Consider the following 18,125-nt stretch of genomic DNA (forward strand, 5'->3'; position numbering starts at 1 on the left):
ATGACCTGCCATGAAGCTGACCAACCTCCCCGTTCAGCCCTCCGAAATCCCTGTTCTGCTAGCGGGGAACTACATGGGGCTGAACGAGGAGGTCGACACCCAAGGCACGAATGACTTTCAGCACAGTGTCAAAGCGTGGTTTTGCGCCTGGACTGAGTGCCTTGTACAGACTTTCCCTTCCCAACCCACTCTCGGTGGCGATCTGCGTCATTCCCCGTGCGCGAGCGATATGGCCAAGTGCCCGAATTATTTCCTCGGTATCGCCATCTGCGAGGACCTGACTAAGGTACTCAGTGATGGCCTCATCACTACTCAACAAGGCCGCCATATCAAACGGGATCAACTTTTCGCTCATTTCACACCCATTCAAGTGTTGAAGCGGCCCACTCTGTCGCCTTACCCCTTATATGGGAACTCAGGCATTTCCCATAGCGGGGTCAGACTTTTCTCTTCACGGTCATAAAAAACCTGCAACATTCAACACCCGAACCTTCGCCGCGCCTCGACGTCCGATCCTGCATCACCCGCGTTTCGAGGTACCCCGCGTGAAAGACATCATCACCCGCAAGTACCGCCTGGTCGTGAAGACCGTCGGCTACATCGGCTGGTCGCTGTTCTGGCTGCTGATCTGGGATGTGCTGGTCACCATCGATTTCATGCTGTTCTTCAACAGCAAGTTCACCCTGCCGCTGATTCCGTTGACGTTGCTGGGCTCGGCGCTGGTGGTGCTGGTGAGCTTTCGCAACAGCAGCGCGTACAACCGCTGGTGGGAAGCGCGCACATTGTGGGGGGCGTTGGTGAACAACTCACGCAGCTTCGCACGGCAGGCGCTGACCCTGATCGATGACCCGGATGATGGCCTGAACCCGATCAAGGCTACCCTGCTGCGCCGGCATATCGCCTATGTGAACTGCCTGGCGGCACACTTGAAGGGCGAGCGCTGCCCGGATGAACTGATGGCGTTCATCCCACCTGCGGAATTCGAGCGGCGCAACCGTTCGAACAATTTCGCCAACGACATCCTGAGTGGTTCGGCGGCGTTGCTGGCGCGGGAATACCAGGCCGGGCGACTGGACAGCATTCGCCTGGCAAGGCTGGAGTCGACGCTGGTGGACCTGTCCAATGCCCAAGGTGGCATGGAACGGATCGCCAATACGCCGCTGCCCTACCCTTACGTGTACTTTCCACGGCTGTTCATCACCCTGTTCTGCCTGATCGTACCGGTGGGGCTGGTGGAATCGCTGGGCTGGTTCACGCCGCTGGCTTCGACGGTGGTGGGCTTCATGCTGCTGGCCATCGAGCGGATCGGGACGGACTTGCAGAGCCCGTTCAGGTTCAGTGAGCATCAGATCCAGATGGACAGCATTTGCGAGACGATCGAGCGGAACCTGGAGTCGATGCAGCGGGAGGCGCAGTGCGGGGAGTTGGCTTAGTGCCAGACCTCAACGGCCCTATCGCTGGCAAGCCAGCTCCCACAGGAGCCATGGAATCCTGTGATCTTGCACCGTACCTGTGGGAGCTGGCTTGCCGGCGAAAGGGCCGCAACGCGGCCCCGGCTATCCATCAGGCCCGCACATAGCGCTGGCGCAACACATCACTCAACGCGTCCACCAGTAACACCAGCACCAGCATCCCCATGATCACCGTGCTGGCCTGGGCCTCCTGGAACAGGCTCAAGGTGGTGTACAGCATCTGCCCCAATCCACCCGCACCGACAAACCCCAGCACGCTGGCCATGCGGATATTGTTCTCCCACCGATACAGGCTATAAGCCAGCAACTGCGGCCACAGATTGGGCAAGGTGCCAAAGCAGAATGCCGCCACCTGGCTACCGCCCTGCAAGCGGATGGCCGCCGCCGGCTCCGGCGGTGCGTTCTCCAGCGCCTCGGCAAACAGCCGCCCCAGCACGCCAGCGGTATGCAGCGCCAACGCCAGGGTACCGGCATTCGGCCCAAGCCCGGCCGCCAGCACCGTCAGCGCGGCCCACACCAGTTCCGGGATGGCCCGCAGGGCATTCAGCAACAACCGCGCACAGGCCTGCAGCGGCCAACCGAACCGGCCAGCGGCCGGCAGTGCCAACAGCATGCCCAGCAGCATGGCCAACAAGGTGCCCAAGCCCGACATGGCCAGGGTTTCCAGCGCCCCGTGCGCAACCGCGCGCAGGTGCCCGGCAGACAGGTCCGGGTGCAGGAAACGACCGGCATATTCGCCCATCTGCCCCAGCCCGCCGTTGCCGACCAGCGCCTGCAAGTCCAGCTCCAGGTATGCGAACGAGGCCATCACCGCAGCCACGATGGCGCCTAGCACCAACCAATTGATGACCCGGTTCATGCCAGCCTCCAACGCAGGAAGCGGCTGAGCAGGTCGGCCAGCATCACCAGGACCAGGAACGTCAGCAGCATGCTTGCCACTTCCGCTCCAGCGAACATGCGCATCGACAAGTCGATCTGCTGCCCCAGCCCGCCAGCACCGACAAAGCCCATCACCACCGAGGCGCGTACAGCGCACTCCCAGCGGTACACGGTGTAGGACACCACTTCGGACACCGCACTGGGCAGGATGCCGTAGAAAAACGCAGCCAGGCGGCCACTACCCGCCTGCAGCAAGGCATGCGCCGGGCGCTGGTCGACCGACTCGAAGATCTCGGCATAGACCTTGCCGAGCATGCCACTGTAGGTGATGGCAATGGCCAGTACGCCCGCCGTCGGCCCCAGCCCCACGGCCCGCACGAACAGCAACGCCCAGACGATTTCCGGCACACTGCGCAGAAAAATCAGCAACCAGCGCACCGGCAGGCGCAGCAACCGCGACCATAACCCGGCGCGACCGCCACGGGAGGCTGCGCGCAGCGACAGGGCACGGCTGGCCAGCAACCCGGCAGGGACCGCCAGCAGCAACGCCAACGCCATGCCGGCCGTGGCCACGGCCAGGGTCTGCAGGGTGGCTTCATACAGCAGCGAAAGGAAGTCGGCATCGTGTGCCGGTGGCCAGAAGGCACTGGTGAAACTGGCGATCTGCTGGCGGTTCTCTGCCTGCAGCAGCACCCCCGGGTTCAGTTCGCTCAACCGGATGCCAGGCCATAGCACCGCCACCGCCAGCAGGGTCAGCAGCAACCGCGGCAGCAGCGCCGGGTCGCGGGCATCAAGCTTCAGCATCGCGGAATCTGCACGGTCAGGGTCGGCCCCTGGCTTGGCGGTGAAGCCAGTTGTTCGTTGGCGTACAGCGCATCCAGCAACTGCTCGGTCACCGCTTGCGCCGGGCAGTCGAACGCCACCTGCCCTTCGCGGATACCAATCACCCGCGGGAAGTGCGCCAGCGCCAGATCCACGGCATGCAGGCTCGCCACCAGGGTCACGGCATTGGCCTGGGCGTGGCGGTTGAGCAAGGCCAGGCTGTGGTCGGCCAGCACCGGGTCCATGGCCGACACCGGCTCGTCAGTCAGCAACACCTGCGGCCGCTGGTACAACGCCCGGGCAATACCCACCCGCTGCAACTGGCCACCGGACAATTGCCCGCACTGCACGAACAGCTTGTCGGCCAGGCCCAGCTCGGCCAAGGCTTGGCGCGCCCCCGGCACATCACTGGGGTACAGCAGGTTGAGCAGGCCGCGCAGCACACCCCACTGCCCCAGGCGGCCGGCCAGCACCGCCGTCACCACCCGCTGGCGCGGAGGCAAGGGCGGTGCCTGGTGCACCAGGCCTACCCGCGCACGCAGGCGCTGGCGAGCCCTGGCAGACAGCGCCCAGGGCTGTTCGCCGAGCAGCTCCAGGCGCCCGCTGCTGGGCTGGACGGCGGTCGCCATCAGGTGCAGCAAGCTGGACTTGCCCGCGCCCGAAGGCCCGATGATGGCGACGCGCTCGCCCTGACCGATGCTCAGGCTCACGGCATCAAGCGCACGCACCTGGCCATGGCGCAGCCCGGCCCCGTGCAGATGAATAGCCACGTTGGAAGCCACTGTCGATGTCACTTGAGCAGGCCGGCCTCGCGTGCAGCCTGTTCGGTGCCCACGTAGTTCTCAGGTTTGGTCTCGATGAAGCGGCTGGCGGCCTGCAGGTCGAGGATCGCCTTGTGCTCCGGGTTGGCCGGGTCGAGGCCGAGGAAGGCTTTCTTGATCTTCTCTTTCAGCGCCGGGTCCATGTTGCCGCGCACGGTCCAGTTGTAGTCGAAGTAGGTCGGGGTGGTGGCGAACACCTTCACCTTGGCGGTATCGACCTTGCCGGCATCCACCAGCTTCTGCCACACGCTGGCGTTGAGCACGCCGCCATCGACCTTGCCGGCCTGCACCCAGGCCACGGTGGCATCGTGGGCGCCGGAGTAGGCGACGCGGCCGAAGTAGTCTTCAGGCTTGATGTTGTCCTGCTTGAGCATGAAGTAACGCGGCATCAGGCTGCCCGAGGTAGACGAGATGGAACCGAAGGCAAACGACTTGCCCTTGAGGTCGGCCAGGCTCTTCACGTCGGGGTTGGCGGTAATGAACTTGGAAGTGAACTGCGCATCCTGTTCACGCTGCACCAGCGGCGTGGCGGCAGGGTCCTTCAGGTGCACCTGCACGAAGGTGAAGCCCCCCAGCCAGGCCAGGTCCAGGCGGTTGGAAGCCAACGATTCGACTACCGCCGGGTAATCAGCCACCGGCACGAACTTCACCTCCATGCCCAGCTGCTTGGCCAGGTACTCGCCCAAAGGCTTGAACTTGCGCTGCAGTTCGGTCGGTGCTTCGTCAGGGATGGCGCTGACCCGCAGGGTGTCGGCAGCCTGGGCGACAACGGCACAGCAAGACAGCACGAGGCCGGCGGCGAGCGCCAGAGGGCGTTTGAGCATGGGTGTTCTCCGGTTCAATAGCGGGGAAAGGCCGGCTTATGCGCCGACGACGGGAATTATAAGAGGCACAGGCGCAAAGGCCAGCTTTGCTACAATCGCGCATCAAATTGACCTCCTGAGGTGCACATGAGCGAGCCGATTCGCCTGACCCAGTACAGCCATGGTGCCGGCTGTGGCTGCAAGATATCCCCCAAGGTGCTGGATGTGATCCTCGCTGAAAGCGGCGCCCAGGCCCTGGACCCGAAACTGTGGGTGGGCAACGCCTCGCGCGACGACGCTGCCGTGTACGCGCTGGATGACGAGCGCGGCGTGGTCTCGACCACCGACTTCTTCATGCCGATCGTCGATGACCCGTACGACTTCGGCCGCATCGCCGCCACCAACGCCATCAGCGACATCTACGCCATGGGCGGCGACCCGCTGATGGCCATTGCCATCCTCGGCTGGCCGGTCAACGTGCTGCCGCCGGAGGTGGCCCGCGAAGTGATCCGAGGTGGCCGTGCGGTATGCGCCGAAGCCGGCATCCCGCTGGCCGGCGGCCACTCCATCGACGCGCCCGAGCCGATCTTCGGCCTGGCCGTTACCGGCGTGGTCAGCAAGCGCCACCTCAAGCGCAACGACACCGCCAGCGCAGGCTGCCACCTGTACCTGACCAAGCCACTGGGTATCGGCATCCTCACCACCGCCGAGAAAAAGGCCAAGCTGCGCACCCAGGACCAGGGCCTGGCGCGCGACTGGATGTGCACCCTCAATACCCCCGGCAGCCGCTTCGGCAAGCTTGACGGGGTCAAGGCCATGACCGACGTCACCGGTTTCGGCCTGCTCGGCCACCTGGTGGAACTGGCCGAAGGCAGTGGCCTTACCGCACATCTGGACTATGCCGCCGTCCCGCGCCTGCCCAGCGTCGACCACTACCTGGCCGAGGGCTGCATCCCCGGCGGAACCCTGCGCAACTTCGATAGCTACGGCCACAAGATCGGCGCCCTGAGCGACGACCAGAAGCACCTGCTGTGCGACCCTCAGACCAGCGGTGGCCTGCTGGTGGCGGTTACCCCGGAAGGTGAAGCCGAGTTCCTGGCGGTGGCCGCCGAACTGGGCCTGCAGCTGGCGCCGATCGGCAAGCTGGTCGAGCGACAGAGCCACGCGGTCGAGGTGATCTGATGCGCCCCGACTGCACCGACTTCCGCCAGTTGTTCCTCGACGATGTGCCGATGATGGACATGCGTGCACCTGTCGAATTTGCCAAGGGCGCCTTCCCCGGTGCCATAAACCTGCCGCTGATGAATGACCAGGAGCGGCAAAAGGTCGGCACCTGCTACAAGCAGAAAGGCCAGGCTGAAGCCATCGTTCTGGGCCACAAGCTGGTCAGCGGTGAGATCAAGCAGGCACGCCTGGAGGCCTGGGCAAAGTTCGCCGAGGATCACCCGGAAGGCTACCTGTACTGCTTCCGTGGCGGCCTGCGCTCGCATCTTGTGCAAAAAGTGCTGCGCGATGAGAAGGGCATCCACTACCCCCTCGTCGAGGGCGGCTACAAGGCCATGCGCCACTTCCTGCTGGAGACTACCCAACAGGCGGTCGCGCAATGTGATTTCGTGCTCGTGGGCGGCCTGACCGGCACCGGCAAGACCGACGTGCTGCACCTGCTGGACAACGAGCTGGACCTGGAAGGCTACGCCAACCATCGAGGTTCCAGCTTTGGCAAGCGCGCCACTGCACAGCCAGCGCAGATCGACTTCGAGAACAGGCTGGCCATAGACGTGTTGAAAAAACGCGCCCGGGGTATCGAGCAGTTCGTGCTGGAAGACGAAGGCCGAATCGTGGGCAGCTGCACCGTACCGCTGGAGTTGTACCAGGGCATGCAGCAATACCCGCTGGTGTGGCTGGAAGACAGTTTGGCCAGCCGCGTGGAGCGTATCCTGCGCGACTACGTGATCGACCTGAGCGCCGAGTTCGTCAGCCTGCATGGTGAAGAAGATGGCCTTCGACTGTTTGCCGAGACGCTTCTGCAGAGCATGGGCAGGATTCACAAGCGCCTCGGCGGCGAGCGCCATCAGCGGCTGTCGGAAATCCTGCGCCAGGCGCTGGAAGAACAGCAGCGCAGTGGTTCGGTGGAGTTGCACCGGGTCTTCATCGAAAGCTTGCTGAGCGAGTATTACGACCCTATGTATGCCTACCAGCGTGCAGCGAAAGCAGAGCGTATCGAGTTTGCCGGGGATGCGGTGGAAGTGCGCGAGTACCTCAAGGCCCGGGCGCTGCGCGAACCGCGCAAGTAGAAGCGCGGTGGATGGCACCGGCGTTGCCGGTGTTCGCGGGTAAACCCGCTCCCACAGGTACAGCGTGATCCCAAAGCCTGCGAAATACCTGTGGGAGCGGGTTTACCCGCGAAGAGGCCAGTACAGACAACCTCACTGCCCAGGGCTGAGCACCCGCTCCAGCTCCGCCGCGCGGTCGCGGGTCATGTCCATCACACAGGTCCCACCTTCCAGCTGCGCCATGGTCCTGCCACTGCTCTGCACATGGAACCCGCAATTGCCATCGCGGTAGGCAAGCCAAATACTTGGTCATAAACCCTGCTTGTGGGTATCACAGCGTCTGTGGCTGTTCCGGCGGCATCAGTACCTTGCCCGGTTCGAAGCGCAGCGACGGCATCTGCGTTGCCGCATACAACGCCACGCCAAGCGCCGCGATCAACACCACATCCAGCCAGCTCCAGCCCGGCATGTCGTCGGCGCTACGTGCCCTCCAGCAATGCCAGGCCTGGCCCACGCAAAACACCAACATCGCCGCCAGCCACAGGTAGAAACCGGCACCAAAACCGGCCAGGTCATGAAATTCATAGCTCTGATTGTCCGGCAGGCGGTCAATTCCAAAGCTGCTGGCCGCCAGATACACAGCCACCAGCCCGACCAGCAATGCCAGCCGGCGAAAGCGTCGATGGGCAAGGACCGCCAGGGCCAGCAACGGGTTGGCAAACCACTGGTACAGACCGAAGGGCATGCCCCAGGGCCCATACAACAGCATCTGCAGGGCCGGCATGTGGCGGTCGCCACTCATCAGCGCACCATCGAAGAACAGTGCGAGCAGATACAGCAGCAGGCTGAAACTCAGGTAGAAAACGGGCAAGAGATTTACTTCCTAGGCAACCGGGGGCTCTAGCAAAAGGCCATAAATACCCGAATCGGACAACTCGCCGGCAACGCACCAACGCGCACGCAATGTGCCTTCCAGCACGAAGCCCTGGCGCTCCAGAGTGCGTGCCGAACCTTGGTTGCGCGGGTCGATCTCGCCTTCCAGGCGGCGCATGTGCAGGGTGTGGGCGAGGTAGTCGATGAAGCAGGTCAGTGCTTCGTCCATGTAGCCCCTGCCCTGCACCGCGCTGGCGAGGCAGTAGCCGATTTCACCACGGCGGGATACATCGTCGATGTTGAACAGCTGGACCATGCCGATCAGTTCGCCGTTGTCACGGCGGTACATGCCAAGCTTGAGCTGGTCGCCATTGGCATAGGCTTCGCGGTCGGCGGCCAGGGCGCTTTCGGCTTCGGCCAGGTTTTGCCAAGGTGCATGGTGCCAATAGCGCATGACCTCGGGGTCGGCCATGATCGCCAGCCATTGCGCGGCATCGGCATGGCGCATGGGGCGCAATTGCAGACGCGGGCTGTCGAGGCAGAGGTCACTGGGGAAACTGCGGGGTGGGGTCACGCCGGATCTCCTGTCCATTGCTGAGGAGATGACAGTTTAACGTCAAGCGATCGGTTCAAGCATCCCGGGGCTGCTTTGCAGCCCTTTCGCGACACAAGGCCGCTCCCACGGGTAATCACTGCGAATGAGGCTTGTGGAGACCCTGTGGGAGCTGGCTTGCCGGCGATGGGCCGCAAAGCGGCCCCAAAAATCTTTCAGGCGCCCCGATTCAATCCCAGTTCCATGTCATTCACCAGCGCCTTGGCCATGGCGCTGAGTATGCGCGCCGCGCTGCCAGCGATCTTGTCGCCCTCCATCTCGGCCTCTTCGTTCAAATGCTTGATACAGCCGATCAGCACCGACAATTCATCGAATGCCAGATCAAGCGGTACACCCGGCTCTATCCGGTACAGCTCAAGGAATTTCTCCGCACCTACGGTGGTGCGGGATTTGAGGTGGTCGCTCATGCCTGGGCCTCCTGCGCCTTTATGTGGGCTAACAAGGCGTGCAACAGGGCAGTTTGCGTCGACATGTTTTCGAGAAGGGTGGAACGCAGGTCCGGGGCTTCTGCGTCGAGGTATTGGAGGATGGTGTTGGAGAGAATGTCCATGACCTGGGTAGCCTGGGACTTCGCGGCTTGGTAAGTAAGGTCTGTAACGGGTGGATCAGGTACAAGTTTTTTCATAGTCATCTCGGAAATATTTTCAGAGGCAACCACTCGCATCCTTCTCACAGATAAGGTGGCAGCCGTACGCGAGGTGAGAAGACCAGTGTCCGAGGCACCGGCCAGACCGAAGTCTGCACGCGCACGGCTGCCATAACTGGCAAGCCATCTCGAAACACCGGGCTTCTCACACCCGATCGCCAATTGTGACGACGCCGAAACGTTATCTCTGAGGTAGCTACTTGCCTATCAGACGGCATCCGACTTAGGCCGTAGGATAATTCCTAATCCCTGGCAACCTGAAGCATTTGGTTGCAGGTTCAGAATCTTCTTACAGCTGATGGCCCTTTCGCGGGTAAACCCGCTCCTACAGGGTACGGTGATACCTGTAGGAGCGGGTTTACCCGCGAAAGGGCCGGTACAGGCTAACGAAATACGATCAGGCCACCTCAGCCCCATCATCCGGCCAATGCGGCTCGTTGGCCCCAGGCGGGGTCAGCGGTGGCAGGCCATACGCCGCCCGCGCATCGTCGCAGCTGGGGTTATGCACCCCACCCTCCCACGACGCCTCGAACTCGCGGCAGGGGCTGGAACGGTTGGCGTAGATGGTGCACGCCACCTCCTGGCCGATCTCGCCCTGCAGGCTGATGCAGCGGCAGGGTTTGGCATCGGTGCCGATCATGGCAACACGGGTGGGGTTGATCTGTACCACCAGGTCGTCCGGTACAAGGCCCCCGGCAGACTGGCATTCGCCCCAGAAAAAGGACACACGGAAGTACCCGCAGCAGGCGCCGCAGTCAAGGCAAGGGTTGTATTCGGACATGATGGCACGAAGGGAAGGTTGTTGTTATCGGGGCTGGCCCGCGGCGCCATTTTCAATCCAAGCCGGGGCGGCTGGATAGAGGGGGAATGCAAAAATATTTGCCGCTGATCCGGCAATTGAACACAGGCGACCAACGTCTTCCCCGGCCGCCCGTTCAATTTAGCGTAATGCCTTGTACGTGGTGACATCCCAGCGCTGCTGGCCAAGGCCCTCGGTCGGCTCATAGCCATCACCACACACCTTGCTGAAGGGAATGCAGGCCTCGCCGCAATACACCAAGCGGTCGTCATCTTCGCCCTCGGTAAGCACGGTATACGACTCGCTGCGCATGGCCTTGTACTGCCCTTCGGCAGCGGCCATGACCATGTGATATCGCATCAACTGGCGGTCGCTCAGGGACAGGCGCTTGTCCAGTTGCACACCCCAGCGGGTCAGGCAGACCTCGGCAAAATGGCGAACGATCAACCCCGGCTCCGCCAGTACCTTGCCGTCACCCGCACCGTCGACGGAGGCGTTGCCCACCAGCGTGGCATGCCGCCCTGGCATGGGGTAGATGCACATCCGCGTATCCGGTTCGACCGAGGGGATCACACAGGCGAAACCTTTGGATCGTTCGTCCCGCGAATAGAAACCCACGTACTCACGGACATTGCCCGCCAGGGTTACCCGCTGGCTTTGCAGGTTGCCGATGCCTGGCACCGGGTCGATGACGAAGATATTGACGGGTATGTCCCGTAATACAGCGTCCTGCGCCATGGCGTTGGCCAGCATGTGGCAACTGATCCCTCCCCTGCTCCAGCCCACCAGGTTCACCTGGGTCGGCAAGCGAGGCTTACGGAACAAGCTGATGATGCGCTCCTGCAACTCCTGCGGTGTTGGATGGCGCTCGCCGTAGTCGTAGGTGCGCCAGAACCAGGAGGCTGTGGAAGAAACATCCGGAACGGGTACGCCAGCATTCTTGAGGCGCTCGTACTCCTCCTCGCTCAGCTCGGTGCGCTGCCAGCTGCTTTCACCCTTGATCACCTGCAGCACATGGTTGACGTTCTCTTCCCACCCGCGGCCGAACAACTGACCGGTCCAGTTGAAGTAGCCGCCAGGCTCGACGAACAGGTTGTCGTCCTGAAGGTTGCCGCTGCCGGGGCCGTCAACGGCGATCCAGTGGGCAAATTCGCGGCCCTGGTCATTGCTGGCCAGGGTCGAGACCAGCTCGCCATTCCAGAAGTTGGGGTTGGCGTCGTCGAAGCGGTGGGAACCGGTGCCGCAGAAGTAGGCGGTGAAGACACTCATTTGTGGGTCTCTGTGGTGAGAAATGAGTGCAGAAAAATAGGTAGGCAGTTCGGTGGAGTGCAGGCGGAAAGTTCGCCCTTGAGTCAGTCGGGGCTGCTTTGCAGCCCATCGCGACACAAGGCCGCTCCTACAGGGACCGCGCAGGATTCAAAAACGCGCGGTCCCTGTAGGAGCGGCCTTGTGTCGCGAAAGGGCCACAAAGCGGCCCCAAAAGCTTATTTGCGGGCCACCCCATCAGCCCGGAACATCTGCCGGATCCCGCGAATCGCCTGGCGAATACGGTCCTGGTTCTCGATCAGGGCAAAGCGCACATGGTCATCACCATAATCACCAAAGCCGATCCCCGGCGACACGCATACCTTGGCCTCGGCCAGCAGCTTCTTGGAAAACTCCAGCGAGCCCAGGTGCGCGTACTCCGGCGGGATCTTCGCCCACACGTACATCGAGGCCTTGGGGTTCTCGACCATCCAGCCCAGCTCGTGCAGCCCTTTCACCAGCAGGTTGCGGCGCTGGCGGTATTGCTCGGCGATGTCGCGTACGCACTGCTGGTCGCCTTCCAGTGCTGCAATGGCGGCCACCTGCAGCGGGGTGAAGGTGCCGTAGTCGTGGTAGCTCTTGATCCGCGCCAGGGCACTGACCAACTCGGGGTTGCCGACCATGAAACCGATCCGCCAGCCGGCCATGTTGTAGCTCTTGGACAGGGTGAAGAACTCCACCGCGATGTCCTTGGCCCCCGGCACCTGCATGATCGACGGGGCTTTCCAGCCGTCGTAGACGATGTCGGCGTAGGCCAGGTCATGCACCACCAGCACGTTGTACTGCTTGGCCAATGCCACCACGCGCTCGAAGAAGTCCAGTTCCACGCACTGAGCGGTGGGGTTGGACGGGAAGCCGAGGATCATCATCTTCGGCTTGGGGATCGACTCGCGGATGGCCCGCTCGAGTTCGTTGAAGAAGTCCACACCCGGCACTAGCGGCACCGAACGCACCTGGGCACCGGCAATCACCGCCCCGTAGATATGGATCGGGTAGCTGGGGTTGGGCACCAGCACCGTGTCGCCCTGGTCGAGGGTGGCCAGCATCAGGTGTGCCAGGCCTTCCTTCGAGCCGATGGTGACGATGGCTTCGCTTTCCGGGTCGATGTCGACCTCGTAGCGTTCCTTGTACCAGTTGGAGATGGCCCGACGCAGGCGCGGGATGCCGCGGGAGGTGGAGTAGCCGTGGGTGTCTTCACGCTGGGCGACCTGCACCAGCTTCTCGACGATGTGCGGCGGGGTTGCGCCATCGGGGTTGCCCATGCTCAGGTCGATGATGTCCTCGCCACGGCGGCGGGCAGCCATCTTGAGCTCGGCAGTGATGTTGAAGACGTAAGGGGGGAGACGATCGATGCGCGCAAAGCGGCGCGGCGAACCTGGGTTGGCCATGGCTTCCTCTGAGTACGTAAGCGCCCGGAACCGTCCGAGCGACGCTGGCCGATGTGGCGGCCTGAATCAGAAGATAGTGCCGAGACAGGATACCTGTAAAGGACAATTTCCTGTTTTGTTAGAACTTTTCAGATGTATTTTTTGAAAATATGAATTTTATGTTTTCAGGTTCGACCTCTTCGCGGGTAAACCCGCTCCCACAGTGAGCGCACTACGCTCAAAACCCAGGAAAACACCCATAAAAAAACCCCGGCACAGTGGCCGGGGTTTTCGTGAAACAGGCAGCAGTATCAGCGTGCGTATGTCATCAGCACGTCCGCAGCGGTCTGGCTGTCCACACCCATCATCACGCTCAGGGCAGTGACGGTGAGGATGGAGAAGCCGAACACCTTGCGGGCCCACTTGCTGTCGTCCTCGGCCTTGTAGCCACCCCAGGCCATGTACAGCCAGTACAGGCCCATGGCTGCTGCCACGGCCAGGTAGCCGAGGCCGGCGTAACCGCCGAGGGTAAGCATCAGGGTCGCGAGCACGAAGGCCAGCACGTACAGCACGATCTGCTTCTTCGCCGCGAGGATGCCACGTGCCACCGGCAGGACCGGAATGTTGGCAGCGCTGTAATCCTTGAAGCGGAAGATCGCGATGGCGAAGCTGTGCGGCATCTGCCACAGGCTGAACATCACCAGCAGGGTAACCGCAGCCAGGTCGAAGCTGTTGCTCACGGCGCAATAGCCGATCACCGGAGGCATGGCACCAGACAGGCTGCCAACCAAGGTGCCGTGCACCGATTTACGCTTCAGCCACAGGCTGTAGAAACCGACGTAGACGATGAAGCCGATCAGCGCACAGAACGCCGACAGCGGGTTGGCCTGGACATACAGCAGGCTGAAACCCGCCACCCCGAGCAGGGTGGCGTAGATCAGCGCGAGGGGCAGCGACATGCCGCCCTGGACCATGACGCGGTTCTTGGTGCGCTCCATCTTGTGGTCGATGTCACGGTCGATGCAGTTGTTGAACACGCATCCGGACGCAACCACCAGCGAAGTACCGATCACCACCGCCAGGAACAGGGCGAAATCCACATGGCCCTTCGAGGCAAGGAAGAAACCGCCTGCCACGGAAAGCACGTTACCGAAAATGATCCCCGGTTTGGTGATTTGGATAAAGTGCTTAACGGACATGCAGTCTTACCTCACTTGGCCAACATTTCGAAGTGGATGCTGAACATGATCCACAGCGACAGGCCGACAAGCAGAGCGATCACCAGGGTGGTGAACAGGAACGTCGAAACGTTGTTGCGTTGCTCTTTCGAGCGGTCCATGTGCAGGAAGTACACGAGGTGCACTACTACCTGGATCACGGCCATGGCAACAATGATCAGAACGGTCAGGTTCTTCGGCAGGCTTGGCGACATGGCCAGGCCGAACGGGATCGCAGTCAGGATGATCGACAGGATGAAGCCGATCATGTACGACTTGACGCTGCCGTGGTTACCTTCGTGATGAGTGTCGTGTGCGTTAGCCATTACAGAACTCCCAGCAGGTAGACGACGGTGAATACGCAGATCCAGACCACGTCCAGGAAGTGCCAGAACAGGCTCAGGCAGCTCATGCGGGTCTTGGCGGTCGGCGTGATGCCGTGCTTGTTGATCTGGTACATCATGATTGCCATCCAGATCAGGCCGGCGGTCACGTGCAGACCGTGGGTACCTACCAGGGCGAAGAAGCCCGACAGGAAGCCACTGCGCTGCGGGCCGAAGCCTTCAGCGATCAGGTGATGGAATTCGTAGATTTCCATCGCGATGAAGCCTGCACCGAACAGGAAGGTCACAGCCAACCAGCCCAGAACGCCAGCTTTCTTGCCATCGAACATCTTCAGCATGGCGAAGCCGAAGGTGATCGAGGACAGCAGCAGGAACAGCGTTTCAACAGCTACGAAATCGAGCTGGAAGATGTCATGACCCGACGGGCCGCCGGCAAAACTGCCGGACAGCACCGCGTAGGTGGCGAAGAGCGACGCAAACAGGATGCAGTCGGTCATCAGGTACAGCCAGAAACCGAGTACGGTCATCTGGCCCGAGTCGTGGTGGTGGTCGTCATGCCCATGGTCATGACCATGAGCAGCACCGTGCATTACTTGACTGGACATTGATTACACCCGCTCAAACGATTCGACACGTGCGCCGGCAGGCAGAGCACCTGCTTTGGCCAGCGCTTTCATGCGCTCGCCTTCGATGCGCGCCACTTCTTCGGCCGGAACCATGTAGCCCTGGTCGTCACGCGCAGCGTGGCGAACGAAGACAGCGATGGTTGCAACCAGGCTCGCGCCAACCAGCCACCAGATGTGCCAGATGAAGGCGAAGCCGAAGACGGTCAGGAACAGGCCCATGAACAAACCGGTGGCGGTGTTGCTCGGCATGTGGATCGCTTCGTACTTGGCCGCAGGCTTGTAGGCGACACCGGCTTCCTTGGCTTCGTGCCAGGCGTCCAGGCCGACCTTCTCAGGCATGTGGGCGAAGTTGTAGAACGGAGGTGGCGACGAAGTCGACCATTCCAGGGTACGGCCGCCCCATGGGTCGCCGGTCACGTCCAGGTTCTGGTTGCGGTCGCGAACCGATACGTACAGCTGGATCAGCTGGCAGGCGATACCGAACAGGATCAGCACGGCGCCGACAACGGCTACGTACAGGTAGGGTTCCCACAGTGGGTTGTCGGAGTGGTTCAGACGACGGGTCATGCCCATGAAGCCCAGGGCGTACAGCGGCATGAACGCTACGTAGAAGCCCGAGATCCAGAACCAGAAGGCAGCCTTGCCCCACTTCTCGTTCAGGGTGAAACCGAAGGCTTTCGGGAACCAGTAGGCGAAGCCGGCGATGTAGCCGAATACCGCACCACCGATGATCACGTTGTGGAAGTGAGCAATTACGAACAGGCTGTTGTGCAGCACGAAGTCAGCACCTGGAACAGCCAGCAGAACGCCAGTCATGCCACCGATGGAGAAGGTGATCATGAAGCCCAGGGTCCACATGATCGGCGCGGTGAAGCGCAGACGGCCCTGGTAGATGGTGAACAGCCAGTTGAACAGCTTCACACCGGTCGGAATGGAGATCAGCATCGTCGCCAGGCCGAAGAAGGTGTTGACGCTGGCGCCGGCACCCATGGTGAAGAAGTGGTGCAGCCATACGGCGAAGCCCAGCACGGCGATGGCGCCCGATGCGTAGATCATCGAGTGGTGGCCGAACAGACGCTTGCCGGAGAAGGTCGAGGTAACTTCCGAGAACACACCGAAGGCCGGCAGGATCAGGATGTAAACCTCAGGGTGACCCCACGCCCAGAACAGGTTGACGTACATCATCGGGTTCCCACCAAGCTCGTTGGTGAAGATGTGGAAGTCCAGATAACGGTCAACAGTCAGCAGAGCGAGTGCAGCGGTCAGGATCGGGAAGGAAGCCACGATCAGCACGTTGGCCCAGGTGCAGGTCCAGGTGAAGATCGGCATGTCCATCAGCTTCATGCCAGGTGCGCGCATCTTCATCACGGTGACGAGGAAGTTCACGCCGGTAAGCGTCGTACCCAGGCCTGAGAGCTGTAGCGCCCAGATGTAGTAGTCGACACCCACCCCAGGGCTGTACTGAATGCCCGCGAGCGGCGGATAGGCAACCCAGCCGGTCTTGGCGAATTCACCAACGCCCAGCGAGATGTTGACCAGCAGCACGCCTGCCAGCAGCAGGTAGAAGCTCAGGGAGTTCAGGAACGGGAAGGCAACGTCACGTGCACCGATCTGCAGAGGAACCGCCAGGTTCATCAGGCCGGTGAAGAACGGCATCGCCATGAAGATGATCATGATCACACCGTGAGCGGTGAAGATCTGGTCATAGTGTTCAGGCGGCAGGTAGCCTTCGGAGCCACCGGTAGCGGCAGCCAGCTGGGTACGCATCATGATGGCGTCGGCAAAGCCGCGCAGCAGCATGACCATCGCGACGATGATGTACATCACCCCGATTTTCTTGTGGTCGACAGTCGTCAACCACTCGCTCCACAAGTAGGTCCACTTGCGGAAGTAGGTGATAGCACCGACGACAGCGATACCACCGAGCGCGATCATGGCAAGCGTCACCATGACTATCGGCTCGTGATAGGGTATCGCCTCCAGGCTTAGTTTACCGAACATCTCTTACTCCTCTGCACCGGCAGCTGGTTGCATACTCGATTCCACACCCTTGGTAGTGGCCAGATCTTTGCTGCCTGCTTCTTCGTGGCTCGGACGACCGCGGTTCATGCCTTCGTACTTGTCGACGATCAGCTGGAACTGGTCAGGCGAAGCCTCGCTATACAGCGCGACTGGGTTGTTTTCGCTTGGTTTGGCCAAGGCGTCGTATTCGGCCTTGTCCAGCTTCTTCGGCGACTGCTTGACCTCGGCGACCCACTTGTCGAAGTCTTCCTGAGAGGTGGCAGTAGCCTTGAATTTCATGCCGGTGAAGCCAGCACCGCTGTAGTTGGCGCTGATACCGTCGAACTCGCCGTTTTCGTTGGCGATCAGGTGCAGCTTGGTGGTCATGCCGGCCATGGCGTAGATCTGGCCGCCCAGGCCCGGGATGAAGAACGAGTTCATCACGGCGTCGGAAGTGACGCGGAAGTTGACCGGAGTGTTAGCCGGGAAGACGATCTTGTTGACCGTGGCAATGCCCTGCTCCGGGTAGATGAACAGCCACTTCCAGTCCAGCGCGACCACGTCGATCTGCACCGGCTTCACATCGGAATCCAGCGGACGGTACGGGTCCAGCTTGTGGGTGGAGTGGTAAGTGAAGTAGCCCAGGGCGATGATGATCAGGATCGGGATGATCCACACCGCGGCTTCGATCTTGGTCGAGTGCGACCAGTCAGGGGTGTAGGTGGCAGCCTTGTTGGAAGCACGGTACTTCCAGGCGAAAACCACGGTCATGATAATGACAGGAATCACCACCAGCAGCATCAGGCCGGTAGCGATCAGGATCAGGTTCTTTTGCTCAATGCCGACCTGACCTTTCGGGTCGAGCAGGGTCCAGTTGCACCCACTGAGTAAAAGCATGCCTAAAAAGGGCAATATGCCAAACAGTCTGGGGTAACGCTTTTTACTCATCTCACGACCTCTAGATCAGCTTGCTTCAATGCAATTTGTGTTTTGGTAGCCAACACTTCGTCCTGCCAAGTGCGGCATTTCGCGCCCGTACTCGCTCCTGCCCGGGGTCCGACTGCAGGACCTTGGCGTCAAGCGGGTTAGCGGTGCTTATGGTTTCGTAGGCAACAGGCCTGTACTTCAGACCAAGTCCATTTGGTGCGGGAAAACGCGGAGGGGGGTCCGCCCGGTATCGCCGTTGGGCGAAACTTGACGAAGTCAGCAAAAAGGAGCGCTGGGGCTTCCTTCAATCCTGCGACTTGCAAGCAGTGCCGAACGG

Annotated in this window: 20 protein-coding genes and 1 pseudogene; 3 read left to right on the top strand and 18 right to left on the bottom strand. The window is 61.5% G+C overall.

Features of this window, described 5'->3' with window-relative positions; translation table 11 throughout:
• Nucleotides 1-58: 58 nt before the first annotated feature.
• Nucleotides 59-355: an addiction module antidote protein gene (locus CAG00_RS18575; protein ID WP_039613839.1), complete on the bottom strand. Its 297-nt coding sequence runs from the start codon at nucleotides 353-355 to the stop codon at nucleotides 59-61.
• A 190-nt stretch (nucleotides 356-545) separates the two neighbouring features.
• Between CAG00_RS18575 and CAG00_RS18580 the strand changes: the two genes are divergently transcribed.
• The gene (locus CAG00_RS18580; RefSeq protein WP_085665020.1) at nucleotides 546-1,433 is read left to right on the top strand and encodes a bestrophin family protein; all 888 of its coding nucleotides are present in this window, start codon (nucleotides 546-548) and stop codon (nucleotides 1,431-1,433) included.
• 130 nt (nucleotides 1,434-1,563) lie between these two features.
• Here CAG00_RS18580 and phnE read toward each other — a convergent pair whose 3' ends face one another.
• The 4 genes from phnE to CAG00_RS18600 are packed head-to-tail and all read right to left on the bottom strand — an operon-like array spanning nucleotide 1,564 to nucleotide 4,818.
• Nucleotides 1,564-2,331, bottom strand: coding sequence for a phosphonate ABC transporter, permease protein PhnE (gene phnE / locus CAG00_RS18585; protein WP_015269003.1), 768 nt, complete (start codon nucleotides 2,329-2,331; stop codon nucleotides 1,564-1,566).
• Entirely contained in the window at nucleotides 2,328-3,155 is an 828-nt protein-coding gene (locus tag CAG00_RS18590) for an ABC transporter permease (protein ID WP_075043819.1), read from the bottom strand. The genes phnE and CAG00_RS18590 overlap by 4 nt, the downstream gene beginning before the upstream one ends.
• Nucleotides 3,149-3,943, bottom strand: coding sequence for a phosphonate ABC transporter ATP-binding protein (locus CAG00_RS18595; protein ID WP_075046882.1), 795 nt, complete (start codon nucleotides 3,941-3,943; stop codon nucleotides 3,149-3,151). The genes CAG00_RS18590 and CAG00_RS18595 overlap by 7 nt, the downstream gene beginning before the upstream one ends.
• 20 nt (nucleotides 3,944-3,963) lie before the next feature.
• Nucleotides 3,964-4,818, bottom strand: coding sequence for a putative selenate ABC transporter substrate-binding protein (locus CAG00_RS18600; protein ID WP_025337756.1), 855 nt, complete (start codon nucleotides 4,816-4,818; stop codon nucleotides 3,964-3,966).
• Nucleotides 4,819-4,944: 126 nt separating this feature from the next.
• Here CAG00_RS18600 and selD point away from each other — a divergent pair, with 126 nt between their 5' ends.
• Nucleotides 4,945-5,979, top strand: a complete 1,035-nt coding sequence (gene selD / locus CAG00_RS18605; protein ID WP_085617441.1) for a selenide, water dikinase SelD — start codon at nucleotides 4,945-4,947, stop codon at nucleotides 5,977-5,979.
• The gene (gene mnmH / locus CAG00_RS18610; RefSeq protein ID WP_085665021.1) at nucleotides 5,979-7,091 is read left to right on the top strand and encodes a tRNA 2-selenouridine(34) synthase MnmH; all 1,113 of its coding nucleotides are present in this window, start codon (nucleotides 5,979-5,981) and stop codon (nucleotides 7,089-7,091) included. The genes selD and mnmH overlap by 1 nt, the downstream gene beginning before the upstream one ends.
• A 132-nt stretch (nucleotides 7,092-7,223) precedes the next feature.
• Here mnmH and CAG00_RS18615 read toward each other — a convergent pair.
• From CAG00_RS18615 to cyoA, 13 genes and pseudogenes are all read right to left on the bottom strand, one after another.
• Nucleotides 7,224-7,370 (bottom strand): annotated as a pseudogene (locus tag CAG00_RS18615) (lysozyme inhibitor LprI family protein); the annotation flags it as partial.
• Between the two features lie 31 nt (nucleotides 7,371-7,401).
• Nucleotides 7,402-7,941 carry a hypothetical protein gene (locus CAG00_RS18620; protein WP_085665022.1) on the bottom strand — a complete coding sequence of 180 codons (540 nt, stop codon included), beginning with the start codon at nucleotides 7,939-7,941 and terminating at the stop codon, nucleotides 7,402-7,404.
• A gap of 12 nt (nucleotides 7,942-7,953) precedes the next feature.
• Nucleotides 7,954-8,517 carry a GNAT family N-acetyltransferase gene (locus CAG00_RS18625; protein ID WP_008093840.1) on the bottom strand — a complete coding sequence of 188 codons (564 nt, stop codon included), beginning with the start codon at nucleotides 8,515-8,517 and terminating at the stop codon, nucleotides 7,954-7,956.
• Between the two features lie 194 nt (nucleotides 8,518-8,711).
• Nucleotides 8,712-8,963: a DUF3077 domain-containing protein gene (locus CAG00_RS18630; RefSeq protein ID WP_085617435.1), complete on the bottom strand. Its 252-nt coding sequence runs from the start codon at nucleotides 8,961-8,963 to the stop codon at nucleotides 8,712-8,714.
• On the bottom strand, nucleotides 8,960-9,214 hold the full coding sequence (locus CAG00_RS18635; RefSeq protein ID WP_013970985.1) for a hypothetical protein: 255 nt from the start codon (nucleotides 9,212-9,214) through the stop codon (nucleotides 8,960-8,962). The genes CAG00_RS18630 and CAG00_RS18635 overlap by 4 nt, the downstream gene beginning before the upstream one ends.
• Before the next feature lie 385 nt (nucleotides 9,215-9,599).
• Nucleotides 9,600-9,983, bottom strand: coding sequence for a YkgJ family cysteine cluster protein (locus CAG00_RS18640; protein WP_003259127.1), 384 nt, complete (start codon nucleotides 9,981-9,983; stop codon nucleotides 9,600-9,602).
• 159 nt (nucleotides 9,984-10,142) lie between these two features.
• Nucleotides 10,143-11,270: a hypothetical protein gene (locus CAG00_RS18645; protein ID WP_085665023.1), complete on the bottom strand. Its 1,128-nt coding sequence runs from the start codon at nucleotides 11,268-11,270 to the stop codon at nucleotides 10,143-10,145.
• Between the two features lie 215 nt (nucleotides 11,271-11,485).
• Nucleotides 11,486-12,694, bottom strand: a complete 1,209-nt coding sequence (alaC, locus tag CAG00_RS18650) for an alanine transaminase (RefSeq protein WP_025337748.1) — start codon at nucleotides 12,692-12,694, stop codon at nucleotides 11,486-11,488.
• 290 nt (nucleotides 12,695-12,984) lie between these two features.
• Nucleotides 12,985-13,872 (bottom strand): heme o synthase, encoded by an 888-nt coding sequence (cyoE, locus tag CAG00_RS18655; protein WP_025337747.1) that lies wholly within the window; start codon nucleotides 13,870-13,872, stop codon nucleotides 12,985-12,987.
• A gap of 11 nt (nucleotides 13,873-13,883) precedes the next feature.
• Nucleotides 13,884-14,216, bottom strand: coding sequence for a cytochrome o ubiquinol oxidase subunit IV (gene cyoD, locus CAG00_RS18660; protein ID WP_003259128.1), 333 nt, complete (start codon nucleotides 14,214-14,216; stop codon nucleotides 13,884-13,886).
• On the bottom strand, nucleotides 14,216-14,839 hold the full coding sequence (gene cyoC, locus CAG00_RS18665; protein WP_025337745.1) for a cytochrome o ubiquinol oxidase subunit III: 624 nt from the start codon (nucleotides 14,837-14,839) through the stop codon (nucleotides 14,216-14,218). Before cyoC ends, cyoD begins: the two co-directional genes overlap by 1 nt.
• A gap of 3 nt (nucleotides 14,840-14,842) precedes the next feature.
• Nucleotides 14,843-16,861: a cytochrome o ubiquinol oxidase subunit I gene (gene cyoB / locus CAG00_RS18670; protein WP_025337744.1), complete on the bottom strand. Its 2,019-nt coding sequence runs from the start codon at nucleotides 16,859-16,861 to the stop codon at nucleotides 14,843-14,845.
• Nucleotides 16,862-16,864: 3 nt separating this feature from the next.
• Complete coding sequence (cyoA, locus tag CAG00_RS18675; protein ID WP_015268993.1) at nucleotides 16,865-17,809, bottom strand: ubiquinol oxidase subunit II; 945 nt, start codon at nucleotides 17,807-17,809, stop codon at nucleotides 16,865-16,867.
• Nucleotides 17,810-18,125 lie beyond the last annotated feature (316 nt).

Origin of the sequence: Pseudomonas sp. B5(2017), assembly GCF_002112825.1 — a bacterium.
Lineage (GTDB): Bacteria > Pseudomonadota > Gammaproteobacteria > Pseudomonadales > Pseudomonadaceae > Aquipseudomonas > Aquipseudomonas putida_Z.

Excerpts from the sequence above, each read along its gene's own strand:
- cyoA (WP_015268993.1), bottom strand. The coding sequence starts at position 17,809 with ATGAGTAAAAAGCGTTACCCCAGACTGTTTGGCATATTGCCCTTTTTA.
- mnmH (WP_085665021.1), top strand. The coding sequence starts at position 5,979 with ATGCGCCCCGACTGCACCGACTTCCGCCAGTTGTTCCTCGACGATGTG.
- alaC (WP_025337748.1), bottom strand. The coding sequence starts at position 12,694 with ATGGCCAACCCAGGTTCGCCGCGCCGCTTTGCGCGCATCGATCGTCTC.
- CAG00_RS18590 (WP_075043819.1), bottom strand. The coding sequence starts at position 3,155 with ATGCTGAAGCTTGATGCCCGCGACCCGGCGCTGCTGCCGCGGTTGCTG.
- phnE (WP_015269003.1), bottom strand. The coding sequence starts at position 2,331 with ATGAACCGGGTCATCAATTGGTTGGTGCTAGGCGCCATCGTGGCTGCG.
- CAG00_RS18575 (WP_039613839.1), bottom strand. The coding sequence starts at position 355 with ATGAGCGAAAAGTTGATCCCGTTTGATATGGCGGCCTTGTTGAGTAGT.
- CAG00_RS18640 (WP_003259127.1), bottom strand. The coding sequence starts at position 9,983 with ATGTCCGAATACAACCCTTGCCTTGACTGCGGCGCCTGCTGCGGGTAC.
- cyoB (WP_025337744.1), bottom strand. The coding sequence starts at position 16,861 with ATGTTCGGTAAACTAAGCCTGGAGGCGATACCCTATCACGAGCCGATA.
- cyoC (WP_025337745.1), bottom strand. The coding sequence starts at position 14,839 with ATGTCCAGTCAAGTAATGCACGGTGCTGCTCATGGTCATGACCATGGG.
- selD (WP_085617441.1), top strand. The coding sequence starts at position 4,945 with ATGAGCGAGCCGATTCGCCTGACCCAGTACAGCCATGGTGCCGGCTGT.
- cyoE (WP_025337747.1), bottom strand. The coding sequence starts at position 13,872 with ATGTCCGTTAAGCACTTTATCCAAATCACCAAACCGGGGATCATTTTC.
- cyoD (WP_003259128.1), bottom strand. The coding sequence starts at position 14,216 with ATGGCTAACGCACACGACACTCATCACGAAGGTAACCACGGCAGCGTC.
- CAG00_RS18645 (WP_085665023.1), bottom strand. The coding sequence starts at position 11,270 with ATGAGTGTCTTCACCGCCTACTTCTGCGGCACCGGTTCCCACCGCTTC.
- CAG00_RS18600 (WP_025337756.1), bottom strand. The coding sequence starts at position 4,818 with ATGCTCAAACGCCCTCTGGCGCTCGCCGCCGGCCTCGTGCTGTCTTGC.
- CAG00_RS18630 (WP_085617435.1), bottom strand. The coding sequence starts at position 8,963 with ATGAGCGACCACCTCAAATCCCGCACCACCGTAGGTGCGGAGAAATTC.